This is a genomic window from Pseudomonas sp. FW306-02-D09B, from assembly GCF_058782685.1.
In genome coordinates this window covers 124,132-146,076 of sequence record NZ_JBYSXY010000015.1, presented here as the reverse complement: position 1 = coordinate 146,076, position 21,945 = coordinate 124,132, and the positions used below count along the sequence as shown (strand labels likewise).

Genomic DNA, 21,945 nt, shown 5'->3' with positions numbered 1-21,945 from the left:
AGCTTGCTAAGGAATATACTTACGTTCATGGTTGTTTGTAAATAGCCTGGCTCAGTACCCATCCGGTTACAAAAGTCGATGCAAGGTGAAAATTGTAGGCTGGGGATGAGATCTCAGAGAGCTCGCACCCACATTTATTCAGACGGTGTACAGACATCGCTGAAGCATTCCTGATTGAGGTTTTACTGCCATGGTCCGTCGCACCAAAGAGGAAGCTCAAGAAACTCGCAGCCAGATACTCGAAGCGGCAGAAAAAGCCTTTTACGAAAGGGGCGTGGCGCGCACGACACTGGCGGACATTGCGACCCTGGCCGGTGTTACGCGTGGGGCCATCTACTGGCATTTCAGCAACAAGGCTGATCTGGTTCAGGCGATGCTCGACAGCTTGCATGAACCGCTGGATGAAATGGCCAGGGCGAGCGAAAGCGCAGAGGAAGAGGATCCGCTGGGATGCATGCGCAAACTGCTGATTCATTTGTTTCATCAAGTTGCCCTGGACCCGAAGACCCGACGCATCAATGAGATTCTGTTCCACAAGTGCGAATTCACTGATGAAATGTGTGATCTGCGCCAGCAGCGTCGCACCGTCAGTCTGGAGTGCAATGTGCGTATCGAACTGGCATTGCGTAATGCGGTGAAACGAGGCCAGTTGCCGGAGAATCTCGACACGGCCCGCGCAGCGATCAGCATTCATGCCTATGTTGACGGCATCCTGTATGGGTGGCTGCTCGCTCCCGACAGCTTTCAGCTGCACGCTGAAGCCGCGCGCTGGGTCGACGCGGGTCTGGACATGCTGCGCTTGAGCCCCAGCCTGCGCAAATGAAACAAGATGCGTAATTGGATCCGATTCTGTCAATAGACGCGGGCGAAGATCAACTCTTCGCCCGCGTTGTCGTAATGGGTGCTTTTATATACGGACGCGCTTCGGGATGACAGGTAGCAAGCTACGTATTTTGTAGGAGTTTTGTGTCGTAGATGTGAAAAGGTGAGAACAATCCGGAAGGGGCGTTGCTTCAGCCCAGCCTGATTTCCACCTCGAAATTGAAAGGCTCACTCTCTCCCATGCTCGTGATTTGGGTTGAGCAATTGATTTTGGATGAGCCAATGGAGGTGACGGTGTTTTTTACCCTTGCCCTGTGTGTGGGCGACAGAACGCCGAAGGACGTATTCATTATCATGCCGAGATCAAAACGAACCCCGACGTTCTGATCGATAAAATCCACGAACTGATTGAACATGATTTTGTTTTTTTGCCAAGGATAGGCGTAGGTATAGGCGAAATCGGATTTGAATGCTGTATTGCCGTACGCGGGGAGCAGAAATGACTCACGCTCTGATGTGTGCAGTGGCAAGCTGGTCTGTGCAATTTTAAACGTGTGAGGGGAGTTATTGATGAGTTTGACTATCACACGAGTGATGTTCGAGCGCTTGTTTTGATTTCGCCATTGTTCGATTTGTTTGTTCTGGGCGTGCTCCGAATTAATTTGATCTAACAGGCTGATCAATTCAACCTTGGCGACCCCAATCAACTCATCCAGTGCTTGCTGGTTTTCCTCGCTGAATAGAAGCGGCGTCAGGTTGTAAAGCATTCCAATGGAGGTGTAGTTGAAAAACGAGAGCAGCTCTTCGTAGTTGTTGCTGGTGTCTTTGATGTCGTTCATGTCGATTCCTTTCGATTAAGTAAGTGGTTTCAGGGGCTTTGCGGGCCACGGCTCAGCCCTTCAGGACGATCAGCTGTGCGCTAAGTGGCATGACGTTGGAAGGGAAGGCTGACGGGGTGTCATCCAGCATGACGTCGTTGCGTCAGACTATCGAGTCAGTGAGGTTGCTGAGTGTCAGTGTGATAATAAGTTTGTGTGCGGGGGCGTCCATGTTAGATAACGTGTTAGTCGTGTTGGTGGTTGAAGTTAACCCCGCTGTCAGTGTCGGTGCAATGTTGATGTTGTTTCATTAGTTGAGCGTTTTCCAATAAAGAAGCCCCGGGTATTTCTACCCGGGGCTTCTTTATTTAAACGGAGCTTACAGCGTCGGATAGTCGATGTAGCCGACCGGACCCTTGCCGTAGAACAGTTCTGGACGCGGTTCGTTCAATGGCGCATCGGCTTTCAGGCGTGCCGGCAGGTCCGGGTTGGCGATGAACGGTACGCCGAAGGCGACCGCATCGGCCTTGCCGCTGGAGAGCCAGGCGTTGGCGCTGTCCTTGGTGAAACGTTCGTTGGCAATGTATGGGCCGCCGAAGGCTTCTTTCAGTTGTGGGCCGAGGCTGTCGCCGGCTTCTTTCTCGCGGGAGCAAATGAACGCGATGCCGCGTTTACCCAGTTCGCGAGCGACGTAGGTAAAGGTCTCGGACAGGTTGTCGTCGCCCATGTCGTGGGAGTCGGCGCGGGGTGCCAGGTGCACACCGACGCGACCTGCGCCCCAGACTTCGATGGCAGCGTCGGTCACTTCCAGCAACAGGCGAGCACGGTTTTCCAGGGAGCCACCGTAATTGTCGGTGCGCTGGTTGGTGCTGCTTTGCAGGAATTGGTCGAGCAGGTAACCGTTGGCGCCGTGGATTTCCACGCCGTCAAAACCGGCAGCCTTGGCGTTTTCCGCACCGACGCGGTAAGCGTCGATGATGTCGGCGATTTCAGCGGTTTCCAGTGCGCGTGGCGTTGGATAGTCGGCCAATGGGCGAACCAGGCTGACATGACCTTTTGGCTGGATGGCGCTCGGTGCAACCGGTGCTTCGCCGTTCAGGTAGGACGGGTGGGAAACCCGGCCCACATGCCACAGTTGCAGGAAGATCTTGCCGCCGGCGCCGTGGACCGCTTTGGTCACGTTGCTCCAGCCACGCACCTGGTCGTTGGACCAGATGCCCGGGGTGTCCGGGTAGCCGACGCCCATCGGCGTGACCGAGGTGGCCTCGCTGAGGATCAGGCCGGCGGACGCGCGCTGCACGTAGTATTCAGCCATCAGTGCGTTCGGTACGCGGCCTTCGTCGGCGCGGCAACGGGTCAGTGGCGCCATGATGATGCGGTTTGCCAGTTGCAGGTCGCCAAGCTTGATCGGATCGAAAATAGTCGTCATTTAATACAACCCTCGTGAGGTATCAGTTGGTAGCAGGGGCCAGTTCGGGATTACCGCTCTGACGGAAAGTAATCAGGGTTACCAGCAGCGCGAGGATCGCCAGCGCAGCGGCCGCGAGGGGCACGCTGGTCAGGCCGAAACCGTGGGCGATGACGCTGCCGCCAACCCAGGCACCGAGTGCGTTGCCGACATTGAAAGCGCCGATGTTCAAGGTCGACACCAGGTTCGGTGCCGCCTTGCCAAAGGTCACTACGTTCACTTGCAGGGCGGGGACGGCGGCAAAGCACGCGGTAGCCCAGAGGAACAGGGTGATTTCGGTCGGGATCACTGCGACGCTGGTCCAGGTCAGCACGGTGGAGACCACCGCCATGCTGATGAACACGCCAATCAGTGTCGCCGCCATGCCTTTGTCAGCCAGCTTGCCGCCGATGATGTTGCCGACTGTCAGGCCCAGGCCGATGAGCATCAGGGTCCAGGTCACGCCGCGTGGCGAGACACCGGTAACTTCTCCCAACAGCGGTGCGACATAGGTAAACAAGGTAAAGACCGATGCGGCGAACAGTGCGGTCATGCTCAACGACAGCCAGATACCGGCCCCTTTGAGGGCGCTCAGTTCGGCGCGCATGTCGAGTTTTTCTTCGTCACGTTTGGCCGGCAGGAAACGGATCAGGCCGATCAGCGCAATCACGCCGATCACGGTCACTGCCCAGAAGGTCGAGCGCCAGCCGGCTTCCTGACCCAGCGCAGTGCCCAGCGGTACGCCCAACACGTTGGCCAGGGTCAGGCCGGTGAACATCAGTGCGACGGCCGAAGCCCGCTTGTTGGCAGGCACCAGACCTGCCGCCACCACTGAGCCGATACCGAAGAACGCGCCATGGCACAGTGCGGTGACGACGCGGGCGAACATCAGCACCTGATAATCACTGGCCATGGCGCAGAGCAGGTTGCCGACGATGAAAATACCCATCAACACCACCAACGCAGCCTTGCGTGGCAGTCTGGCGGTGGCCAGTGCCATGAACGGCGCGCCGATGGCCACGCCCAGGGCGTAGCCAGTCACCAGCCACCCGGCGCCAGGGATCGACACACCAAGGTCGGCCGCCACATCGGGCAGCAAGCCCATGATGACGAACTCGGTGGTGCCGATGGCAAAGGCGCTGAGGGCCAGAATGAGGAGCGAGAGGGGCATTGTTGATTCCTTATCGGCGTACTGACGTAAAGGGTCAGAGCTCTTTGCTGAAGGTGCGGAGGAATTCCTGAATGGTTTCCTCGTTGCGTTTGAAAAAATGCCACTGGCCGACTTTACGGCTGCTGATCAGGCCGGCGCGTTGCAGGGTCGCCAGATGGGCGGAAACGGTGGACTGCGATAAACCGCAACGTTGATCGATCTGCCCGGCGCAGACGCCGTGCTCGTTGCTGTGGGATTGGTCGGGGAATTCGACGGTCGGGTCTTTGAGCCAGTGCAGGATTTCTCGCCGTACCGGGTGCGCCAGGGCTTTTATTATTTCGTCGAGGTCAATGGTGGACATGGCAGTGCTCGGGTTGGGTAAAACGTTATATCGCGATGAGGCGAACTTTAAATCGATATTTCGCGATATACCAATATGATTTTGATCTGATGACAGCCTAAATCGGTATATCGGGTTATAACGATATTGAGGGCGCAGTGCTAAGCTACGCGGCATGAACTATCTCGCACATCTTCATCTCGGTGGCCAGCGCCCCGGTCAAATGCTCGGCAGTTTGTATGGCGATTTCGTCAAGGGGCGGCTGCAAGGGCAGTTCAATCCGGAGATCGAAGCAGCCATTCAGCTGCATCGCAGCATCGACGTGTTTACCGACCGCCATCCGTTGGTCGACCTGGCGTTGTCGCGCTTTACGCTGACGCGACGGCGGTATGCCGGGATCGTGCTCGATGTGTTTTTCGACCATTGCCTGGCGCGGGACTGGAGGCTTTACGCGGACCAACCGCTGGAGCAGTTCACTTCGGATGTGTACCGGGTGCTGGCTGCCGAACCGCAGTTGCCAGGGCGACTCGCGCAAATTGCCCCGCACATGGAGGCGAATGACTGGCTTGGTTCTTATCGGGAGTTTGCGGTGCTGGACCAGGTGCTGCGGGGGATTTCACGGCGCCTGTCACGGCCTGAAGAACTGGCTGCAGCGATGGAGGAATTGCGGCGGCTGTATGAGCCGTTGAGCGAGGACTTTCGGTTGTTCTATCCGCAGCTTCAGTTTTTTGCACAAGACCATCTGGAGCGCCTGAATCCGTATCCGTAGGAGCAAAGCTTGCTCGCGATCGATGCACCGCGGTTTTTCTGAACCACCGCGTCATCGTTCATCGCGAGCAAGCTTTGCTCCTACGGGATTGGGTCGGGATCGGGATCATGCGGCAATCAGTTCGCCAGCGCGTCGTGGTTCCGCAGGTTTTGCCACGTCGCCAAACAACGCCTTCTGCACCGCTTGTTGCGCCGCAAACGCCAGCGCCGCGCGTTCCTGACCGTGGCAGGCAATCGGTTTGAGCAGATGGATCTCGACGTCGCCCTGATCGTTGGCGAACAAGCGCATCAAGTGCGAGAGCAAGTCGTCATCACCAATGAACGGGGCGAGCGGGTCGATCTGGCCGTCGCGCAGATAACGAACGGCCACCGGTTGCAGCGCCACGTCCGCGTCGATGGCAGCCGACAGCAAGCGACCATGAAAGGTACGCAACGAACGGCCATCGGTGGTGGTGCCTTCCGGAAACATCAACAACGGATGGGCCTGCTCCAGGTGGCGGCTCATCTGTTTGCGGATCAGTTGGCTGTCACCCGAACCTCGACGAATGAACAGGCTGCCAGCCTTGGCCGCGAGCCAGCCGGCGACCGGCCAGGTACGCACTTCGGCCTTGGACAGGAAGGACAAGGGCGTGAGCATGCCCAGCAGCGGAATGTCGGTCCAGGACACATGGTTGCTGACCCAGAGCATCGGCTTTTGTGGCAGTTCACCGTGGACCGTCACGCGAAAGGGCAGGGCGTTGCTCAGCCGGGTCATGAAAAAACGCGACCAGCGTTGGCGCCGGACCATCGAGTTGGCCACCCCCATGCGTTCGAACAGCCCGAACACGCTGGCCATGCTCAAGCCCAGCGCGACCACCAGCAGCACTCGCGCGATCCGCGCGTACACCCGCAGCCGGCTCATCAGACTGCCGCCTTGAAGTGTTTGGCGTAACGCGGGCACAGTTCGTCACGCTTGAGCAGGATGAACACGTCGGCCACCTGGAAGTCTTCGTCCCAGCACGGCTCACCGCAGATCTTCGCGCCCAGGCGCATGTAGGCCTTGAGCAGTGGCGGCATTTCGGCGATCACGTTGGACGGAATGTCGAGGGCCGGCAGTGGTTTCTTCGGTTCGGCGCGCAGGTGCTCGGTGCACAGATAGCGTTCACGCAAGCGCTGCATGATCGCCTGGGCCTGAATGCCGCCGTCTTGCATCGGGATGCTCGCGCAGCCCATCAGGTAGCTGTAGCCGCCCTGATTCAGCACTTCGGCCAACTCGCCCCAGAGCACGGCGATGGTGCCGCCGTTACGGTAGGCCGGGTCGACGCAGGTGCGACCGATCTCCAGGATCGGCCCTTGCAGATGCACCAGGCCGTGCAGGCTGAATTCTTCTTCGCTGTAAAAACGCCCCAGGCTGCTGGCGGCCTGATGGTCGAGCAAACGCGTGGTTGCTACCAGGCGTCCGCTATTCAAATCACGCACGCCAATGTGGGCGCAGTGAACATCATAGTCATCCATGTCCAGACCCAACTCTGCGCCTTTGAGCTTGGCGTTGAACTCGCCACTGAAAACGTTGAAGCGCAGGGCCTGGGCTTCCTGCAACGCCTCGGCGCCGATCAGGCGTTCGGCTTGCAGGCGGCGTTCATTGCCGGTGTCGCTGATGCGGGCGATCTGAGTCATTGCGAATCTCCGTACGGGCTGCTCACCCGTCTTGGGTTGCAGTCGATCGACTTTGTTGTGCAAAGTCAGGCTATGTAGCCCCGGTGTCATCGCCATGAAGCTTTGGTGATGCTTGTGTGACAGCCCCCAGAGGACCCGTTTATGCCTTGGCAAGCCTTGTTGAACTGTAACCAGCGCCAGCCCGAAAACCCCGACCTGGCAGAGGGGTATGCGACGTTGCTGCAGGTATTGGGTGCGGTGACGCCGTTCGAATTGGCGGTGCGTGGCGGGCGGATGATGGCAACACCGGGATTGGCCTTTCTGGTGGGATACCAGGCGGCGTTGCGTATGTTGTGGCCCAGCGCACCGCCGAGCCTGGGGGCATTGTGTGCGACTGAACAGCGCAGCCTGCGCCCGGCGGATCTGCAAACCCGGCTCAAGGATTTGCGTGTGAGCGGGCGCAAGGATTTCGTGACCGCGGGTGATGCGGCGGACTGGCTGTTGGTTGCCGCACGTAGCGAGGAGCAGGGCGAGTCAGCGCGTTTGAGTCTGGCGCTGGTGTATCCCGGCGAACCCGGCGTACGGGTTGAAAAGCTGCCGGCCATTGCCTTGATGCCGGACATCAGTCACGGCCGGCTGTTTCTCGACAACGCGCAGTGTGAACTGCTCGCTGGAGATGGCTGGGACGCGTACGTCAAACCGTTCCGCACCCTGGAAGACATCTATGTACTCAGCGCTATGAGTGCCTGGTTGTACGGTATCGGTCAGGACAGCGCCTGGCCGCAAGACCTTCAATTGAAGTTGTTGGCACTGTTGGCCGGGTGTGCGGAAGTCAGCCGCCAACCACCGAACAGTAGCGCCGGGCATGTGTTGCTGGGCGGGTTGTTTGCGCAGTTCGATGGGCTCGAGCCAGCGCTCAATGAAGCCTTTGCCGCCGGACCGCCACACTGGGCGGCGTTGTGGACGCGCGATCAGGCGGTGCTCGATCTGGCGGCGGGGGCGCGGGCCAAGCGGTTGGCCAAGGCGTTGGCGGGATCTTCGCTGAACTGAAGGGCCTCTTCGCGAGCAAGCCCGCTCCCACAGGGATTCTGCGTCGAACGCGAGTCTGCGGTATGGCACACCTCTAATGTGGGAGCGGGCTTGCTCGCGAAAGCGGTTTAAGCCGCGACGCAACTTTCGAACTGTCATTTATCTCGACTACGCTCAGAGGGTTAATCCCTCTGAGTGCCTACCGTGTTCAAACGCCTGACGCTGCTGTTCATGTTGCTGGCCAGTCTTCCGGTTCTGGCGGAAAACTGGCCTGCCGAGCAATGGTCACCCGGCCCGAAAATCAGTGGTCCGGCGCTTCAGGCCCTGGAAGATTACGCCTTTGCACCGCGCGACGACGGCAGCCGCACAGGCATTCGTACCGATGCCTTGCTGGTGATTCGTGACGGGCAACTGATCTACGAACGCTACGCCGGCCCGACGACCGTCGACACGCCGCACCTGACCTGGTCCGTCAGTAAAAGCCTGATGGCCACGGTGCTGGGCGTGGCCTATGGCGAAGGCTTGTTCAAATTGCAGGACCCGGCCGTGAAGTTTTATCCACCCTTGCAGGGCCATCCGAAGGTATCCATCGCGGATCTGCTGCATTGGGCCTCGGGGCTGGACTGGCAGGAAACCTATGAATATGCACCGCTGAACTCTTCGATAGTGGCGATGCTCTACACCCATGGACGCCAGGACATCGCCGCGTTTGCTGCCGGCCATGATGAGTTCAGCCCGCCGGGTCAGGCGTTTCGTTATTCCAGCGGTGACAGCAATCTATTGTCCGCAACGCTGAGGACCATGGTCGGTGCGCAGCGTTATGTCGACTATCCATGGACCGCGTTGTTCGGCCCCTTGGGGATTCGCAGTGCGGTTTGGGAGAGCGATGCTACGGGAACGTTTGTCGCCTCGTCCTATGCCTATATGACGGCGCGCGATCTGGCGCGGATCGGCCTGTTGATGCAACGCGACGGTCGCTGGGGTAACCGGCAGTTGCTGCCAAAAGACTGGGTCGAGTTCAACCGCCAACCGTTCATGCGCTTCAAGGCCAATCAGGATGAAGCCGTTCCCGGCGGGCATTGGTGGCTGAATCGGGCGGTCGATGGCGCCGAAAGACCCTGGGAGGACGCACCTGATGACACCTTCGCTGCACTCGGCCATTGGGGGCAGGCGCTGTACGTGGTGCCCAGCGAGAACCTGGTGATCGTGCGCTATGGCGATGATCGCGACGGCAGTTACCGGCACAACGAATTGCTCAGGCTGGCACTGGCGGCATTTGCGCAGAAGGTGCAGCCATGAATCCTGGAATTATTCTTCGTCGACCACGGCTCAGCATGCTGCTGTTGTTGAGTCTCGTGCTGCTCGGCTGGATCTGGCAGGAACGGGTCGCTTTGTGGGCATTTCCCGACATCATCAGCGCCTACACCGCCAAGGAATATTGCTCGTGCCGGTATGTCGAGAACAACCCGGCGGATTATTGCCAGGGCTATGTGACGCAGTACGTGCCCGTCAGCAGTTTTCTCGATGACGCTCCCAACAAACGCGTGACGGTCAGCGGCATGGGGCGCAGTCATATCGCCGCGTGGCTGGGGATTCGTCAGGGGTGTCGGTTGAACCCATAGAGGCGGTCTTTTGCCTTGCGCGGTTTGCAAGCGCGTTCACTCAGGCTAAGGTTCGGCTCAGGTTTACTTGCCCATGAGTGTTTATGTTCAAGCGGTTTTGCTGCACAGCCCTGGCCTTGCTGCCGTTGGCTTTCGTTACCTCGCCAGCCCACGCCGACTGGTATCTGGACGGTGAGTCTTCACGTCTGTCGTTTATCTCCACCAAGAACGCCAACCTCTCCGAAGTTCAGCGCTTTCTGGTGCTGCATGGCAAGGTCGATGCCAACGGCCAGGCGCAAGTGCAGGTCGAACTGGAGTCGATCAACAGCGGCATTCCGCTGCGCGATGAGCGCATGCGCAAAGAGCTGTTCGAGATCAAGACGTTCCCTGAAGCGCTGATCAGCACGCAGATCGATCTGCGGCCGATCAAGGATCTGGCCCCCGGTGCGCAACTCGAATTGCGTTTGCCACTGACGGTCAGCCTTCACGGCAAAGAGCACGCGTACAGCGCCGAGTTGCTGGCTACACGCCTCGATGATCGGCGCTTTCAAGTGGTGACCCTGGAACCGCTGGTCATTAAAGCGGAGGATTTCGATTTGCTGCCAGGGCTGGAAACCCTGCGCACAGTCGCCGGCCTGTCGGCCATCAGTTCGTCGGTGCCGGTGGGTGCGGTGCTGATTTTCACGGCGCGCTGACATGAGCGGTGCAGTGTTTCCCTGGCGCGACGGCAATCGCTATGAGCTGTTGATCGACGGGCCGCAGTTTTTTCCACGGATGCTGGCGGCGATTGCCGCTGCGCGGGAACAGGTCGAACTGGAACTGTACCTGGTGGAAGCGGGCGCCTGTGCCGAGGCGATGGTGCAGGCGCTGGTGCAAGCCGCTGAGCGCGGTGTGCGCGTGCGTTGCCTGTTCGATGACTATGGCAGCCTGGCATTCACCCTGAGTCTGCGGCGACGCCTGATCGAGGCCGGCGTGGAGCTGCGTTTCTACAATCGCCTGAGCTGGCGGCGCTGGGTGCGCAACCTTTACCGTGACCACCGCAAGTTGCTGTTGGTCGATCAGTCGCTGGCGGTGGTCGGCGGCACGGGCGTCACCGACGAGTTCTGGACCCCAGGTTGCGAAACCAGCGAGTGGCATGAAGTGATGGTGGAAATCGGCGGCCCGCTGGTGCTCGACTGGCAGTTGCTGTTCGACCGCCAATGGCTCGCCAACCGCCACCGCCGCGCCTGGAAACCTGCCTCCCATTTCGGTTTGCCGCGTCTGCCACGGGTGCCGCCGATGGGTGAAGGCATGGGGCGGGTAGCGTATGCCGACGCCCGGCAACACCGGGACATCCTGCAATCGCTGTTTCGTGCGTTGAACAGCGGCCAGCAGCGAATCTGGCTGGCCACGCCATACTTCCTGCCGACCTGGAAAGTCCGCCGCTCGCTGCGCAAGGCTGCTGCACGGGGCATCGATGTGCGCCTGCTGCTGACCGGGCCGCGTACCGATCATCCGTCGGTGCGCTACGCCGGGCATCGTTATTACCCGCGCTTGCTCAAGTCCGGGGTGAAGATCTTCGAGTACCAGCCGTGTTTCCTGCACCTGAAAATGGTCCTGATCGATGACTGGGTGAGCATTGGCTCATGCAATTTCGATCACTGGAATCTGCGCTTCAACCTGGAGGCCAACCTCGAAGCCCTCGATCCGACGTTGAGCCTGGCAGTGGCAGCGAGTTTCGAGAGGGACTTTGCCCTGAGTCATAGGGTCAGTCTTGAGGAATGGCAACGCCGACCGTTGTGGCGACGGATCAAGCAGCGGGTGTGGGGATGGGTGGATCGGATGGTGGTGAATCTGCTGGATCGGCGGGGATAGCCGGTTACGTGGAACTGTGGCGAGGGGGCTTGCCCCCGTTGGACCGCGAAGCGGTCCTAAGACCGGCAAACTCGTTCTGTCCTGAGAATGAGTTTGCAGGTTTTATGGCTGCTACGCAGCCAAACGGGGGCAAGCCCCCTCGCCACAAGAGCCCGCCAGATTTCAGGGGGGTTAAAGCAACTCAAAGCTCTGCTGCGTCACGTCCTCGGAATCGAGGCCGATCTGCACGTTGAACTTGCCAGGTTCTGCTGCATATTTGAGCTGGGCGTTGTAGAACTTCAGGTCGTCCTCTTCAATGGTGAAGTGGATGACTTTCTGTTCGCCGGCCTTGAGCATCACTTTCTGGAAGTTTTTCAGTTCCTTGAGCGGGCGAATCATCGAACCGACCACGTCCTGAATGTACAGCTGCACCACGGTTTCACCGTCGCGCTTGCCGGTGTTTTTAACGGTCACGCTAGCGTCGATCTTGCCGGACTTGTTCAGCGTGGTCGACGACAGGGCCATGTCCGACAGGCTGAAGCTGGTGTAGCTCAGACCGTAGCCGAATGGAAACAGAGGACCGGTGGTGTCATCGAAATACTGCGAGGTGTAGTTGCCCGGTTTGCCTGGGGTGAACGGGCGACCGATGCTCAGGTGGTTGTAGTAGGTCGGAATCTGCCCCACTGAACGCGGGATGCTGATCGGCAGCTTGCCGGACGGGTTGTAGTCGCCGAACAGCACGTCGGCAATAGCGTTGCCGCCTTCGGTGCCGGTGAACCAGGTTTCGAGAATTGCGTCAGCCTGTTCTTTCTCGTCGAGAATGGTCAGCGGACGGCCGTTCATCAGCACCAGTACCAGCGGTTTGCCAGTGGCTTTCAGGGCCTTGATCAGGTCGCGCTGGTTGGCCGGGATGTTCAGATCGGTACGGCTCGACGATTCGTGGGACATGCCACGGGATTCTCCGACTGCCGCCACCACCACATCAGCCTGCTGCGCGGCTTTCACCGCTTCGTCAATCATGACCTGCGCCGAACGCGGGTCATTCACCACTTCCGGGGCATCGAAGTTGAGGAAGTTCAGGTAATCGAGGACTTTCTTGTCCTCAGTGATGTTGGCGCCACGGACGTAGGTCAGCTTGGTCTGATCACCCAGGGCACGGGTCATGCCGTCGAGCAACGTGACCGACTGTTCCGGTTTACCGGCGGCAGCCCAGCTGCCCATCATGTCGATCGGTGCCTTGGCCAGCGGGCCGACCAGAACGATTTTCGCAGTCTTCTTCAGCGGCAGGGTTTCGTTCTGGTTCTTCAGCAACACCATGCTGCGACGTGCAACGTCACGGGCCTCGGCGCGGTGCAGACGGCTTTCGGCGTAGGTGTCGGCCGGATCATCCTCGGCCTTGCCGATACGCAGGTAAGGGTCCTTGAACAGGCCCATGTCGTACTTGGCGCCCAGCACTTCACGCACCGCATTGTCGATGTCGCTTTGCTGGATCTCGCCGGACTTCAGCAGCCCTGGCAGTTCCTTGCCGTACAGGGTGTCGTTCATGCTCATGTCGATGCCGGCCTTGATCGCCAGCTTCGCCGCTTCACGACCGTCGCGGGCCACGCCGTGCTTGATCAGCTCGAAGATCGCCCCGTGGTCGCTGACCGCCAGGCCCTTGAAGCCCCACTCCTTGCGCAGCAGGTCCTGCATCAGCCACATGTTGGCGGTGGCCGGAATGCCGTTGATCGAGTTCAGCGCAACCATCACCCCACCGGCGCCGGCATCAATGGCGGCGCGGTACGGCGGCAGGTAGTCCTGGTACATCTTCACCGGGCTCATGTCGACGGTGTTGTAGTCGCGACCGCCTTCGACCGCGCCGTACAGGGCGAAGTGCTTGACGCTGGCCATGATGCTGTCGGCCGCGCTCGGGGTCTCGCCCTGGTAGGCTTTGACCATCACTTTGGCGATGCGCGAGACCAGATAAGTGTCTTCGCCGAAACCTTCGGAGGTGCGGCCCCAACGCGGGTCGCGGGAGATGTCGACCATTGGCGCGAAGGTGATGTCGAGGCTGTCGGCCGCGGCTTCCTTGGCGGCAATACGCCCGCTGCGACCAATCGCGTCCATGTCCCAGCTCGAGGCCAGGGCCAGGGGGATAGGGAAAATGGTCCGGTGGCCGTGGATTACGTCATAGGCGAAGAACATCGGGATCTTCAACCGGCTGTGCATGGCCGCGTCCTGCATCGGACGGTTTTCCGGGCGCGTGATCGAGTTGAAGGTGCCGCCGATGTTGCCGGCGGCGATTTCCTTGCGGATCAGCTCGCGGGGCATTTCCGGGCCGATGCTGATCAGGCGCAATTGGCCGATCTTTTCTTCCAGGGTCATCTGCTTCATCAGGTTGCTGATGAAAGCGTCCTTGTTTTCAATCGGTGCAGGCGTTGTGTCGGCCCATACCGAGTGACTGGCCAGGCCGATGGCAAGGCCCAGCAAACACAGCTTCTTCATGAATAGTGATCTCAAAAGCCTAAACGGACGCAGTGGTTACGCGCCGGTCAGCCAAAAATTAGGGGGCGTCTGTTGTTGTTCGACTAAATGCCGCAAACTTCTAAACTCTTTCAGCGCTGGGCATCTTTTAGCCGATTGGCCCGATGCAATCCAGTGGCGGCGGTAGATTATGCCCCAAGAGTTCGAGTTGAAGGCGCGCAGGAATATTTCCAGGGTAATGGGCAAGGGAGCATCACTCGCATGAATGTACAACAGCGCTATCGTTCGGGCTGGCAAATCGCAGTATTGATGGTGCTCGGCACGGTTCTGACCGGCTGCGGCATCAACACCATTCCGACCCTCGACGAACAGGCCAAGGCGGCCTGGTCGCAAGTGCAGAACCAGTACCAGCGTCGTGCCGACCTGATCCCCAACCTGGTGGAAACGGTCAGAGGTTACGCCAAACATGAAGAGGAGACCCTGACGGCGGTGGTCGAAGCGCGGGCCAAGGCGACCTCGATTCAGGTCGATGCCAGCACCCTCGACAACCCGGAAAAACTCAAACAGTTCCAGCAGGCCCAGGATCAGCTCAGTGGCGCCCTCAGCCGTTTGATGGTGGTGTCCGAGCGTTATCCGGACCTGAAGGCCAACCAGAACTTCCTGGCGCTGCAATCGCAACTTGAAGGCACCGAAAACCGTATCGCCGTGGCGCGCCGGGATTTCATCCTGGCGGTGCAGAACTACAACACTGAACTGCGGACGTTCCCAGGCCGTTTGTGGCACAGCGTGCTGTACAGCGACCTGCCGTTGCGCGACACCTTCGAGGCCACCAGCCCGGGTGCCGACAAGGCGCCGCAAGTGAAGTTCTGATCAGCGCAGGTTCCCGGCGGGTTTTCAGTGCTGTCGGGATACCACCCCATGAATCATGAGGAAAGAGCCATGAGGCATGAGCCATTAGGGATGAGGTGCCAATGCGCGTTTTGAAAATCAGCCTGGTGGTGATGCTTTGGATCTTTGCCATCACCACTCAGGCCGAGCTGAAGTTTCCGGCGCTGACCGGTCGGGTGGTGGACAACGCCCAGATGATCGAGCCTGCGGTGCGCGAGCAACTGACTCAGCAGCTCCTGGCCCACGAACAAGCCACCGGCGAGCAGTTGGTGGTGGTGACGCTGCCGGACCTGCAAGGCACCAGCATCGACGACTATGGTTATCAGTTGGGGCGTTACTGGGGCATCGGACAGAAGGGCAAGAACAACGGCGCCTTGCTGATCATCGCTCGCGCCGAGCGCAAACTGCGGATCGAAGTCGGGTATGGCCTGGAGGATCGGCTGACCGACGCGCAAAGTTCGGTGATCATCAATCAGGTGATCACTCCGGCGTTCAAGTCCGGCAATTTCAGCAAAGGCATCAGTGACGGCGTTGCCGCGATGCTGGTGGTACTGGGCGGCAGCCCACTGGATGAACCGTCGACGATTTATGATTCGGGCGGTGATCAGGGCAGCGACTTTATCGGGCGTCATCCGACGGTATTCGTGTTATTGGCGGTGCTGTTTATCCTGACGATTTCTATCATGCAGATGCTCGGCATCCTGCCTCGTGGCGGCGGTCGCGGCGGTTCCGGTGGGTTTGGCGGCGGAGGCTTTGGCGGCGGCTCGGGAGGGGGCGGCGGCTTCAGCGGCGGCGGGGGCAGTTTCGGGGGCGGCGGTTCGTCGGGCGGCTGGTGATAACAATAATGAGCGAGCATTCAAAACCATGGCATTACTGACGGAACACGAACAGCGCAAAGTCGCCGAGGCCATCGCACGTGTCGAGCGCGACACCGACGCTGAACTGGTCACCGTGCTCGCGGCCCGGGCCGACGACTACGCCTACATCCCGCTGCTCTGGGCCAGCCTGCTGGCGTTGATCGTGCCGGGCATCGTGCACTACGTTACCGGCTGGCTGAACATGCACAGCTTGCTGCTGGTGCAGTGGGTGAGTTTTATCGTGCTGTGCCTGGTGTTCAGGATTCCGTCGATCACCACCCACCTGATCCCCCGGTCGGTGCGCCATTGGCGCGCCTCGAACCTGGCGCGTCGGCAGTTTCTGGAGCAAAACCTGCACCACACCGTCGGCGGCACCGGCGTGCTGATTTTCGTCTGTGAAGCCGAGCGCTATGTGGAGATTCTGGTGGACGAAGGGATTTCCAGGCGGCTGCCTGCCAAAAGCTGGGATCCGATCGTCGCAGCCTTCACCCGGCAGGTGAAACAGGGCCAGACGTTGCAGGGCTTTGTCACCTGCATCGAGGCCTGTGGCGAGTTGCTCAAGGTGCATGTGCCGGTGACGCAGGCGCGCAATGAGTTACCGAACCGGTTGGTGGTGTTGGGCTGAAGCTGGTTCCGGGATTTAGAACCGGGAACTATGTGGCGAGAGAGCTTGCTCCCGCTGGGGCGCGAAGCGGCCCTAAAACCAGTAAACATGGGCCATCAGGTAATCGCGGTTGCCTGTCTTGCGGCTGCTTCGCAACCGAGCGGGAGCAAGCTCCCTCGCCACAGGATGTGCACCGTTCGTAAATAACTGCGTGTCCCGACGCGCCATCCCCCCTAAAATACCGGTCATTCCCCGATCCGCACCGCCCGAGGCGTTTTCTACATGTCTGTTACCGCAACTCCCGCCAGCCTCACGCCGGATCATCACGCGCAATTTATCGACCTGCTGAGCACCAGCCTGGCGCAGAACGCCTTTATCAAACTGGTGCTGGCCAAGTACGTCGGCGCTGAAGTCGACTTGCAGCGAATCATCATCAAGCAACTGACGGTCAAGGATCAGCCGTGCCTGTCCTTCGTCTATCGCTACAAGACGCGTGACATCACCAAGAATTTTCCGGTCGAAGAGGGCATCGCGACGATTGCTGCGCTGTTGCCGCAGGACTTCAAGAACGCTCACCTGCTGGCGCTGACCGATGAAGCCCAGCTCGAATACAGCAAGAAGGGCAAGAGCTCGCTGTTCAAGAGCAAACCCCAGCAACTGCGCGAAGTGCCGTCCGCCGAGCACAATCGCGAGAAGAACCGCTTCCTCGACCTGACCCGGCCGTTCCTCGCGGATCTCGGTGTAACGAACAGCAAGCACGAGCTGATTCCGGCGATGTCGCGCAAGTGGAAGCAGATCAACAAGTTCATCGAAGTCTTCAGCCATGCGCTGACGTCTTCGCCGCTGGCGCTGGATAAACCGGTACGGGTGGCGGACTTCGGTTCAGGCAAGGGCTACCTGACCTTCGCCATTCACGATTACCTGCGCAACACCTTGCACGCCGAAGGCGTGGTCACCGGTGTCGAGTTGCGCGAAGACATGGTTACCCTGTGCAACACCGCTGCCGCGCGCCTGGAGCATCCGGGGCTGGTGTTCAAATGTGGTGATGTACGCAGCGTGGCGCCGAGCGAGCTGGACGTGATGATCGCCCTGCATGCCTGTGACATCGCCACCGACTACGCGATCCACACCGGCATTCGTTCCGGTGCGGCGATCATCATGTGTTCGCCGTGCTGCCATAAGCAGATTCGCCTGCAAATCCAGAGCCCGGCGCTGCTCAAGCCGATGCTGCAATACGGTTTGCACCTCGGTCAGCAGGCCGAAATGGTCACCGACAGCCTGCGGGCGTTGTTCCTCGAGGCCTGCGGGTATGAAACCAAGGTCTTCGAGTTCATCTCCCTGGACCACACCAACAAGAACAAGATGATCCTGGCGGTCAAACGTGCGGAGCCGGTGGACCCGGCCCAGCTGTTAGTGAAAATCCAGGAGCTCAAGGCGTTCTACCACATCAGCGAGCATTGTCTGGAAACGCTGCTGCGAGCCGATGGGCTGCTTATTTGAACGGCTTGATCTGAATACCCACCGGTAACGTGCCCGGTTGCGCCGGGCGCACTGCCGTCTTGCGCCCGAGCATCACGGTGACAATCACCCCGACCGCAAACAGCCAGGTAATCGGTTCGATGTGTTCGCCAAAGAACAACGCCGAGAAGGCGATGGTGAAGAAGATCTGCAGCAGCTGGATCTGACTGACCCGGGCGATGCCACCCATCGCCAGCCCGGCGTACCAGGCGAAGAAGCCGATGAACTGCGAGAACAGCGACACGTAACCGAAGGCCCACCAGGTTTTCGCCGAAATCTCGCCTTGGTGCTGCAGCGCCAGATACGTCACCGGGCCGATCAACAGCGGTGTCGACAGCACCAGCGCCCAGCAGATCACCTGCCAGCCGCCCATCTCCTTGGCCAACCGGCCACCTTCGGCGTAACCCAGACCACCGATGGCAATCGCCCCGAGCATCAACAGATCACCGGCCTGGATGCTGCCGGCACCGCTGATCAAGGCGTAACCCAGGACCAACGCGCTGCCCAATGCGGCACAGGCCCAGAAGGCTTTCGACGGTCGCTCATGGGACAACCACGCTGCATACAGCGCTACGCACAAGGGCTGCAAACCGTTGACCAGTGCGCCATGAGACGCCGGCAGTGTTTGCATCGCCCAGGCCGAGAGCACCGGGAAACCGAGAATCACTCCAGCGATTACCAATGTCAGGCCTTTGATCTGTTTCCAGGTCGGCCATTTTTCCCGCCGCCAGAGCAGCAACATCGCCGCCGGAATCGCCGCGAACAACGCTCGGCCCAGACCATTGAGCAGCGGATGGACTTCTTGCACCACGATCCGGGTGAAGGGCAGGGTCAGGCTGAAGATGACGACGCCGAGCAGGCCCAGCGCCATGCCGGTGTTTTCGCGGGAGGACATAACGGTAACCAGAATTCGAAAGTGGCGGGAGAGCGTTCATCTAGCCATAAACCTGGAGCGCAGCGCTGCTACAGCTAGGCACAGAGTGACACGTACAGTTTTGAAGCAACCGCAAATCCTGTGGCGAGGGGGCTTGCCCCCGTCGGCCGGTCCGCGTTCGGGTGAAGCAGTCGTAAACAGATTGACGCGGTTTGTCTGAAAGAAAACGGTGTAGGGGTTGAGGGCCGCTGCGCGCCCCAACGGGGGCAAGCCCCCTCGCCACAAAGGCATCTGCGTGCTACAGGGAGTGCGCTGCTTTACGTAGTAGCTGGTTATTACCCGCCTCGCTGGATTCGGACTACCTTGAATACTCCTTCCTGCCCAATTTTTACCAGAGGAGTCATTCCCATGGCCGCGAAAAAAATTCTGATGCTGGTCGGCGATTATGTCGAAGACTACGAAGTGATGGTGCCGTTTCAGGCACTGCTGATGGTCGGTCACACAGTGCACGCGGTCTGCCCGGACAAAACCGCCGGGCAGACCGTGCGCACCGCGATCCATGACTTCGAAGGCGATCAGACCTACAGTGAGAAACCCGGTCACCTGTTCGCACTGAACTTCGACTTCGCCAAGGTCGATGCGGCGGACTACGACGCGTTGCTGGTGCCGGGTGGGCGGGCGCCGGAATACCTGCGCCTGAACGAAAAAGTCCTGCAACTGGTGCAAGCTTTCGACAAGGCCGGCAAACCGATTGCGGCGGTCTGCCATGGTGCGCAATTGTTGGCGGCGGCGGGGATTCTTGAAGGTCGCGAATGCAGCGCTTATCCGGCCTGTGCGCCAGAAGTGCGTTTGGCCGGTGGCACGTTCATCGATATCCCGGTGACGCAAGGCCACGTTCAGGGCAATCTGGCGACGGCTCCAGCCTGGCCGGCACACCCGAGCTGGCTGGCCGGTTTCCTTGGTCTGCTGGGCACCAAAATCACTTTGTAAGCGGAGGCCTGCGCATGTGCGAGCTGTACGTCAAAGCCGACCCGATCCTCTACGAGTCACGCTCGCGCTCGCTGCGCATCTGCGGGGTGGTGACCACGCTGCGGCTGGAGAACCAGTTCTGGGACATCCTCAGCGAGATCGCCGAAGTCGATGGCATGACCACCAACCAGTTGATCGCCAAGCTCTACGAAGAGGTGATGGACTACCGGGGCGAAGTGGTGAACTTCGCCTCGTTTCTGCGGGTCAGCTGCACGCGTTACCTGAGCCAGCGCCGGGTGACGACGCCGGAGTTGTCGGTGGTGCGCGCGGTGGTGAAGTAAGTGGGTTTGTATTGATCTTGAGGGCCCCATCGCGGGCAAGCCTTGCTCCTACGCGGTGCGCACAAACGCTATTGAACCGTAGGAGCAAGGCTTGCCCGCGATGAGGCCGGTACAGGCGACAGAAACCCCGACCTGGTCTTTACTCTGAAGCGCGAACCTCTCAATCGCCAAGGAGAACGAGCATGTCCGGATGGTACGAGTTGAGCAAAAGCATCACTGGCCAGTTTCGCTTTGTGCTGAAGGCGGCCAACGCCGAGACCATTCTTACCAGCGAGCTGTACACCACGCGCAGCGCCGCTGATAGCGGCATCGCCTCGGTTCAGGCCAATAGCCCACTGGATGAACGCTACGAGAAAAAAACCACCAAGGATGGCCATCCTTACTTCAATCTCACGGCTGCCAATCATCAGATCATCGGCAGCAGTGAAGCCTACTCTTCCGACACCGCGCTGGAAAAAGGCATCGCCAGCGTCAAGGCCAACGGGCCGACCAAGGTGATCAAGGACAAGACGCTGCCGGTGTTTTAAAGGCTGCTGATGATCATGCTCTGCATGGGAATGCAGCACGTGACGCTCGTTTCTGTTTGTCCATGAAGGCCAGGTCGAAGTCGATTTCATGAGCGAACGGGTGATTTTGAACCGTGGCGATGCGCTGCACTTCAACGCGCAAAAACCGCATCGCCTGCGCTCGGTGGGCGAGGTGCAGGCGCAGTTGCTGGTGCTGCATAGCGGCGAGGAGTGAGCTGGAGCTGCAGGTTCTGACTTGAGAGCACAGCTTTTGTGGCGAGGGAGCTTGCTCCCGCTGGGGTGCGAAGCAGCCCCGAAATCAGCAACACGATTGCGTCAGACACACCGCGCATTCTGGTTTGCGGCCGCTGCGCGACCGAGCGGGAGCAAGCTCCCTCGCCACAGGTGTCAGCGTTCGACCGGCACACTCAGTGTTGGGCTACCCAACGCATGGCTCTTCGAATCAAAAAACCTCAGCGCCACACCGGTCCCTTCAAACACCTTCGCGTAATGCCGCTTCTGGCTCTGGATGAACGCCGCGCTGCGCGGGTAAATCGAGATCGCCACGGTCTTCGGTTGTGCCTGGCGCAGTGCATGCACGATGTGAGCGTCCTGCTTGCCCAGGCTGTGGCCGAAGATGCACAGCGCGTCGCTTTGCTTGAGTAACTGGTCGTAGCAGAACGACAGGTAATCCGAACTGCGGATGGTCTTGAGCTTGTCTTCAGAGCTGCCTTCGCTGACGAACAGCGGCACGTCGTCCAGCGTCTTGATGGTGTTGTTGATCGCAAAACTGCCCAGCAGCGTGCCTTCGGTCGAGGTCAGTTTGCGCGCGGTGCCGTCCTGATTGCGCACCAGATGCAAGCCGCCATGCAGGTAGAGCAAGCGGGTTTTATCCGCGCTGCTGGCGCTCAGGTCGAAGCTTGGTTCGGTGCCGTGAAACAGGTCACTGATGGCATTGGGTTGGTGCTGGATCGCCCAGTAATTGAGCAGGTCGTAGTTGGTGGTGAACACCGTTGGATAGGCACTCAATTCCTGATTGATTGCCGCCAGGCTTGAGGCCTGCACCAGACGCCACGGGATGTGCACCGCATGCACGGTGTTGATCAGCGCTTCCTTGATCGCGTAGTAGCGATTGCGCGGTGCGGCGGAACTCACGGCCAGGGCCTTGTTGACCCGGCTGGTGGTTTTCAGTGCACTCAGCACTTGTTCGAAGCTGCGGGTTTGCATCGCGTCGAACACGCTCAGTTCGGACTGGCTCAACGGCTTTTCTTCGACCGTGCGGGCGTTCTCGAACAGCGAGTCGTAACCAAAATCATCCCACACCGCACGGCTGGCGCCGTTGCCCACCAGCAGCGCACTGAACGGGGTGGTTGCGCGCAACGCATTCCAGTCTTCTAGTTGGGCATCAAATTCCTGGAAATCGGTCATCGCGTCGGTCATCTCAAGCGGGTGGAGTGCAGGGCGCAGACTTTATCACGACCG

At 59.7% G+C, this 21,945-nt stretch carries 23 protein-coding genes and 1 pseudogene; 15 read left to right on the top strand and 9 right to left on the bottom strand.

Annotation, left to right across the window (positions count from 1 at the left end):
• The first annotated feature begins 190 nt into the window (after nucleotides 1-190).
• Nucleotides 191-823 carry an efflux system transcriptional repressor EmhR gene (emhR, locus tag AC3WK5_RS23055; RefSeq protein WP_054596052.1) on the top strand — a complete coding sequence of 211 codons (633 nt, stop codon included), beginning with the start codon at nucleotides 191-193 and terminating at the stop codon, nucleotides 821-823.
• A 190-nt stretch (nucleotides 824-1,013) separates the two neighbouring features.
• Here the strand turns inward: emhR and AC3WK5_RS23050 are convergent, their stop codons facing one another.
• The 4 genes from AC3WK5_RS23050 to AC3WK5_RS23035 form a co-directional block, all read right to left on the bottom strand.
• The gene (locus tag AC3WK5_RS23050) at nucleotides 1,014-1,661 is read right to left on the bottom strand and encodes a hypothetical protein (RefSeq protein ID WP_054596053.1); all 648 of its coding nucleotides are present in this window, start codon (nucleotides 1,659-1,661) and stop codon (nucleotides 1,014-1,016) included.
• A gap of 358 nt (nucleotides 1,662-2,019) precedes the next feature.
• A complete protein-coding gene (locus AC3WK5_RS23045; protein ID WP_103318771.1) occupies nucleotides 2,020-3,069 on the bottom strand; it encodes an alkene reductase in 1,050 nt (349 codons plus the stop codon).
• A gap of 22 nt (nucleotides 3,070-3,091) precedes the next feature.
• Nucleotides 3,092-4,258 (bottom strand): MFS transporter, encoded by a 1,167-nt coding sequence (locus AC3WK5_RS23040; RefSeq protein ID WP_103318774.1) that lies wholly within the window; start codon nucleotides 4,256-4,258, stop codon nucleotides 3,092-3,094.
• 34 nt (nucleotides 4,259-4,292) lie between these two features.
• Entirely contained in the window at nucleotides 4,293-4,598 is a 306-nt protein-coding gene (locus AC3WK5_RS23035) for an ArsR/SmtB family transcription factor (protein ID WP_054596057.1), read from the bottom strand.
• A 154-nt stretch (nucleotides 4,599-4,752) separates the two neighbouring features.
• On the opposite strand from AC3WK5_RS23035, the gene AC3WK5_RS23030 reads away from it, so the two are divergent.
• Nucleotides 4,753-5,346, top strand: a complete 594-nt coding sequence (locus tag AC3WK5_RS23030) for an acyl carrier protein phosphodiesterase (RefSeq protein ID WP_103318777.1) — start codon at nucleotides 4,753-4,755, stop codon at nucleotides 5,344-5,346.
• Nucleotides 5,347-5,451: 105 nt separating this feature from the next.
• Here AC3WK5_RS23030 and AC3WK5_RS23025 read toward each other — a convergent pair whose 3' ends face one another.
• Entirely contained in the window at nucleotides 5,452-6,246 is a 795-nt protein-coding gene (locus AC3WK5_RS23025) for a lysophospholipid acyltransferase family protein (RefSeq protein WP_054596059.1), read from the bottom strand.
• Nucleotides 6,246-7,001, bottom strand: coding sequence for an L-ornithine N(alpha)-acyltransferase (olsB, locus tag AC3WK5_RS23020; RefSeq protein ID WP_054596060.1), 756 nt, complete (start codon nucleotides 6,999-7,001; stop codon nucleotides 6,246-6,248). The genes AC3WK5_RS23025 and olsB overlap by 1 nt, the downstream gene beginning before the upstream one ends.
• Before the next feature lie 141 nt (nucleotides 7,002-7,142).
• Between olsB and AC3WK5_RS23015 the strand changes: the two genes are divergently transcribed.
• The 5 genes from AC3WK5_RS23015 to AC3WK5_RS22995 all read left to right on the top strand — a co-directional run bounded on the left by AC3WK5_RS23015 (nucleotide 7,143) and on the right by AC3WK5_RS22995 (nucleotide 11,464).
• Complete coding sequence (locus tag AC3WK5_RS23015; RefSeq protein ID WP_103318780.1) at nucleotides 7,143-8,030, top strand: acyl-CoA dehydrogenase family protein; 888 nt, start codon at nucleotides 7,143-7,145, stop codon at nucleotides 8,028-8,030.
• Nucleotides 8,031-8,213: 183 nt separating this feature from the next.
• Nucleotides 8,214-9,308: a serine hydrolase domain-containing protein gene (locus AC3WK5_RS23010; protein WP_103318783.1), complete on the top strand. Its 1,095-nt coding sequence runs from the start codon at nucleotides 8,214-8,216 to the stop codon at nucleotides 9,306-9,308.
• Nucleotides 9,305-9,631 carry an amidase gene (locus AC3WK5_RS23005; RefSeq protein WP_103318785.1) on the top strand — a complete coding sequence of 109 codons (327 nt, stop codon included), beginning with the start codon at nucleotides 9,305-9,307 and terminating at the stop codon, nucleotides 9,629-9,631. The genes AC3WK5_RS23010 and AC3WK5_RS23005 overlap by 4 nt, the downstream gene beginning before the upstream one ends.
• An 83-nt stretch (nucleotides 9,632-9,714) precedes the next feature.
• The gene (locus AC3WK5_RS23000; protein WP_054596064.1) at nucleotides 9,715-10,305 is read left to right on the top strand and encodes a YceI family protein; all 591 of its coding nucleotides are present in this window, start codon (nucleotides 9,715-9,717) and stop codon (nucleotides 10,303-10,305) included.
• Between the two features lies 1 nt (nucleotide 10,306).
• Entirely contained in the window at nucleotides 10,307-11,464 is a 1,158-nt protein-coding gene (locus tag AC3WK5_RS22995; RefSeq protein WP_103318788.1) for a phospholipase D-like domain-containing protein, read from the top strand.
• A gap of 171 nt (nucleotides 11,465-11,635) precedes the next feature.
• Here the strand turns inward: AC3WK5_RS22995 and bglX are convergent, their stop codons facing one another.
• Nucleotides 11,636-13,927: a beta-glucosidase BglX gene (bglX, locus tag AC3WK5_RS22990; protein ID WP_103318791.1), complete on the bottom strand. Its 2,292-nt coding sequence runs from the start codon at nucleotides 13,925-13,927 to the stop codon at nucleotides 11,636-11,638.
• Between the two features lie 240 nt (nucleotides 13,928-14,167).
• Here bglX and AC3WK5_RS22985 point away from each other — a divergent pair, with 240 nt between their 5' ends.
• From AC3WK5_RS22985 to AC3WK5_RS22970, 4 genes are all read left to right on the top strand, one after another.
• Entirely contained in the window at nucleotides 14,168-14,776 is a 609-nt protein-coding gene (locus tag AC3WK5_RS22985; protein WP_103318793.1) for a LemA family protein, read from the top strand.
• Nucleotides 14,777-14,877: 101 nt separating this feature from the next.
• Nucleotides 14,878-15,630: a TPM domain-containing protein gene (locus tag AC3WK5_RS22980; RefSeq protein ID WP_285378337.1), complete on the top strand. Its 753-nt coding sequence runs from the start codon at nucleotides 14,878-14,880 to the stop codon at nucleotides 15,628-15,630.
• Nucleotides 15,631-15,658: 28 nt separating this feature from the next.
• On the top strand, nucleotides 15,659-16,276 hold the full coding sequence (locus tag AC3WK5_RS22975) for a TPM domain-containing protein (RefSeq protein WP_054596069.1): 618 nt from the start codon (nucleotides 15,659-15,661) through the stop codon (nucleotides 16,274-16,276).
• A gap of 261 nt (nucleotides 16,277-16,537) precedes the next feature.
• Nucleotides 16,538-17,755, top strand: coding sequence for a class I SAM-dependent methyltransferase (locus AC3WK5_RS22970; protein WP_054596070.1), 1,218 nt, complete (start codon nucleotides 16,538-16,540; stop codon nucleotides 17,753-17,755).
• Here the strand turns inward: AC3WK5_RS22970 and AC3WK5_RS22965 are convergent.
• Entirely contained in the window at nucleotides 17,748-18,668 is a 921-nt protein-coding gene (locus AC3WK5_RS22965; RefSeq protein ID WP_103318795.1) for a DMT family transporter, read from the bottom strand. The two genes, AC3WK5_RS22970 and AC3WK5_RS22965, sit on opposite strands and share 8 nt — an antisense overlap.
• A 387-nt stretch (nucleotides 18,669-19,055) precedes the next feature.
• Between AC3WK5_RS22965 and AC3WK5_RS22960 the strand changes: the two genes are divergently transcribed.
• The 4 genes and pseudogenes from AC3WK5_RS22960 to AC3WK5_RS22945 all read left to right on the top strand — a co-directional run.
• Nucleotides 19,056-19,637 (top strand): DJ-1/PfpI family protein, encoded by a 582-nt coding sequence (locus tag AC3WK5_RS22960; RefSeq protein WP_054596072.1) that lies wholly within the window; start codon nucleotides 19,056-19,058, stop codon nucleotides 19,635-19,637.
• Between the two features lie 14 nt (nucleotides 19,638-19,651).
• Complete coding sequence (locus tag AC3WK5_RS22955; RefSeq protein WP_054596073.1) at nucleotides 19,652-19,957, top strand: ribbon-helix-helix domain-containing protein; 306 nt, start codon at nucleotides 19,652-19,654, stop codon at nucleotides 19,955-19,957.
• Nucleotides 19,958-20,139: 182 nt separating this feature from the next.
• Entirely contained in the window at nucleotides 20,140-20,484 is a 345-nt protein-coding gene (locus tag AC3WK5_RS22950) for a YegP family protein (protein WP_103318798.1), read from the top strand.
• 49 nt (nucleotides 20,485-20,533) lie between these two features.
• Nucleotides 20,534-20,698: pseudogene (locus AC3WK5_RS22945) on the top strand (cupin domain-containing protein); the annotation flags it as partial.
• A gap of 173 nt (nucleotides 20,699-20,871) precedes the next feature.
• Here the strand turns inward: AC3WK5_RS22945 and AC3WK5_RS22940 are convergent.
• Nucleotides 20,872-21,891 carry a DUF4917 family protein gene (locus tag AC3WK5_RS22940; RefSeq protein ID WP_103318864.1) on the bottom strand — a complete coding sequence of 340 codons (1,020 nt, stop codon included), beginning with the start codon at nucleotides 21,889-21,891 and terminating at the stop codon, nucleotides 20,872-20,874.
• Nucleotides 21,892-21,945 lie beyond the last annotated feature (54 nt).

Coding starts and splice junctions, on each gene's coding strand:
- AC3WK5_RS22955 (WP_054596073.1), top strand. CDS start 19,652: ATGTGCGAGCTGTACGTCAAAGCCGACCCGATCCTCTACGAGTCACGC.
- olsB (WP_054596060.1), bottom strand. CDS start 7,001: ATGACTCAGATCGCCCGCATCAGCGACACCGGCAATGAACGCCGCCTG.
- AC3WK5_RS23015 (WP_103318780.1), top strand. CDS start 7,143: ATGCCTTGGCAAGCCTTGTTGAACTGTAACCAGCGCCAGCCCGAAAAC.
- AC3WK5_RS23025 (WP_054596059.1), bottom strand. CDS start 6,246: ATGAGCCGGCTGCGGGTGTACGCGCGGATCGCGCGAGTGCTGCTGGTG.
- bglX (WP_103318791.1), bottom strand. CDS start 13,927: ATGAAGAAGCTGTGTTTGCTGGGCCTTGCCATCGGCCTGGCCAGTCAC.
- AC3WK5_RS23000 (WP_054596064.1), top strand. CDS start 9,715: ATGTTCAAGCGGTTTTGCTGCACAGCCCTGGCCTTGCTGCCGTTGGCT.
- AC3WK5_RS22995 (WP_103318788.1), top strand. CDS start 10,307: ATGAGCGGTGCAGTGTTTCCCTGGCGCGACGGCAATCGCTATGAGCTG.
- AC3WK5_RS22975 (WP_054596069.1), top strand. CDS start 15,659: ATGGCATTACTGACGGAACACGAACAGCGCAAAGTCGCCGAGGCCATC.
- AC3WK5_RS23040 (WP_103318774.1), bottom strand. CDS start 4,258: ATGCCCCTCTCGCTCCTCATTCTGGCCCTCAGCGCCTTTGCCATCGGC.
- AC3WK5_RS23005 (WP_103318785.1), top strand. CDS start 9,305: ATGAATCCTGGAATTATTCTTCGTCGACCACGGCTCAGCATGCTGCTG.
- emhR (WP_054596052.1), top strand. CDS start 191: ATGGTCCGTCGCACCAAAGAGGAAGCTCAAGAAACTCGCAGCCAGATA.
- AC3WK5_RS22985 (WP_103318793.1), top strand. CDS start 14,168: ATGAATGTACAACAGCGCTATCGTTCGGGCTGGCAAATCGCAGTATTG.
- AC3WK5_RS22950 (WP_103318798.1), top strand. CDS start 20,140: ATGTCCGGATGGTACGAGTTGAGCAAAAGCATCACTGGCCAGTTTCGC.
- AC3WK5_RS22980 (WP_285378337.1), top strand. CDS start 14,878: ATGCGCGTTTTGAAAATCAGCCTGGTGGTGATGCTTTGGATCTTTGCC.
- AC3WK5_RS22970 (WP_054596070.1), top strand. CDS start 16,538: ATGTCTGTTACCGCAACTCCCGCCAGCCTCACGCCGGATCATCACGCG.
- AC3WK5_RS23045 (WP_103318771.1), bottom strand. CDS start 3,069: ATGACGACTATTTTCGATCCGATCAAGCTTGGCGACCTGCAACTGGCA.
- AC3WK5_RS23050 (WP_054596053.1), bottom strand. CDS start 1,661: ATGAACGACATCAAAGACACCAGCAACAACTACGAAGAGCTGCTCTCG.
- AC3WK5_RS22960 (WP_054596072.1), top strand. CDS start 19,056: ATGGCCGCGAAAAAAATTCTGATGCTGGTCGGCGATTATGTCGAAGAC.
- AC3WK5_RS23035 (WP_054596057.1), bottom strand. CDS start 4,598: ATGTCCACCATTGACCTCGACGAAATAATAAAAGCCCTGGCGCACCCG.
- AC3WK5_RS23030 (WP_103318777.1), top strand. CDS start 4,753: ATGAACTATCTCGCACATCTTCATCTCGGTGGCCAGCGCCCCGGTCAA.
- AC3WK5_RS22940 (WP_103318864.1), bottom strand. CDS start 21,891: ATGACCGATTTCCAGGAATTTGATGCCCAACTAGAAGACTGGAATGCG.
- AC3WK5_RS22965 (WP_103318795.1), bottom strand. CDS start 18,668: ATGTCCTCCCGCGAAAACACCGGCATGGCGCTGGGCCTGCTCGGCGTC.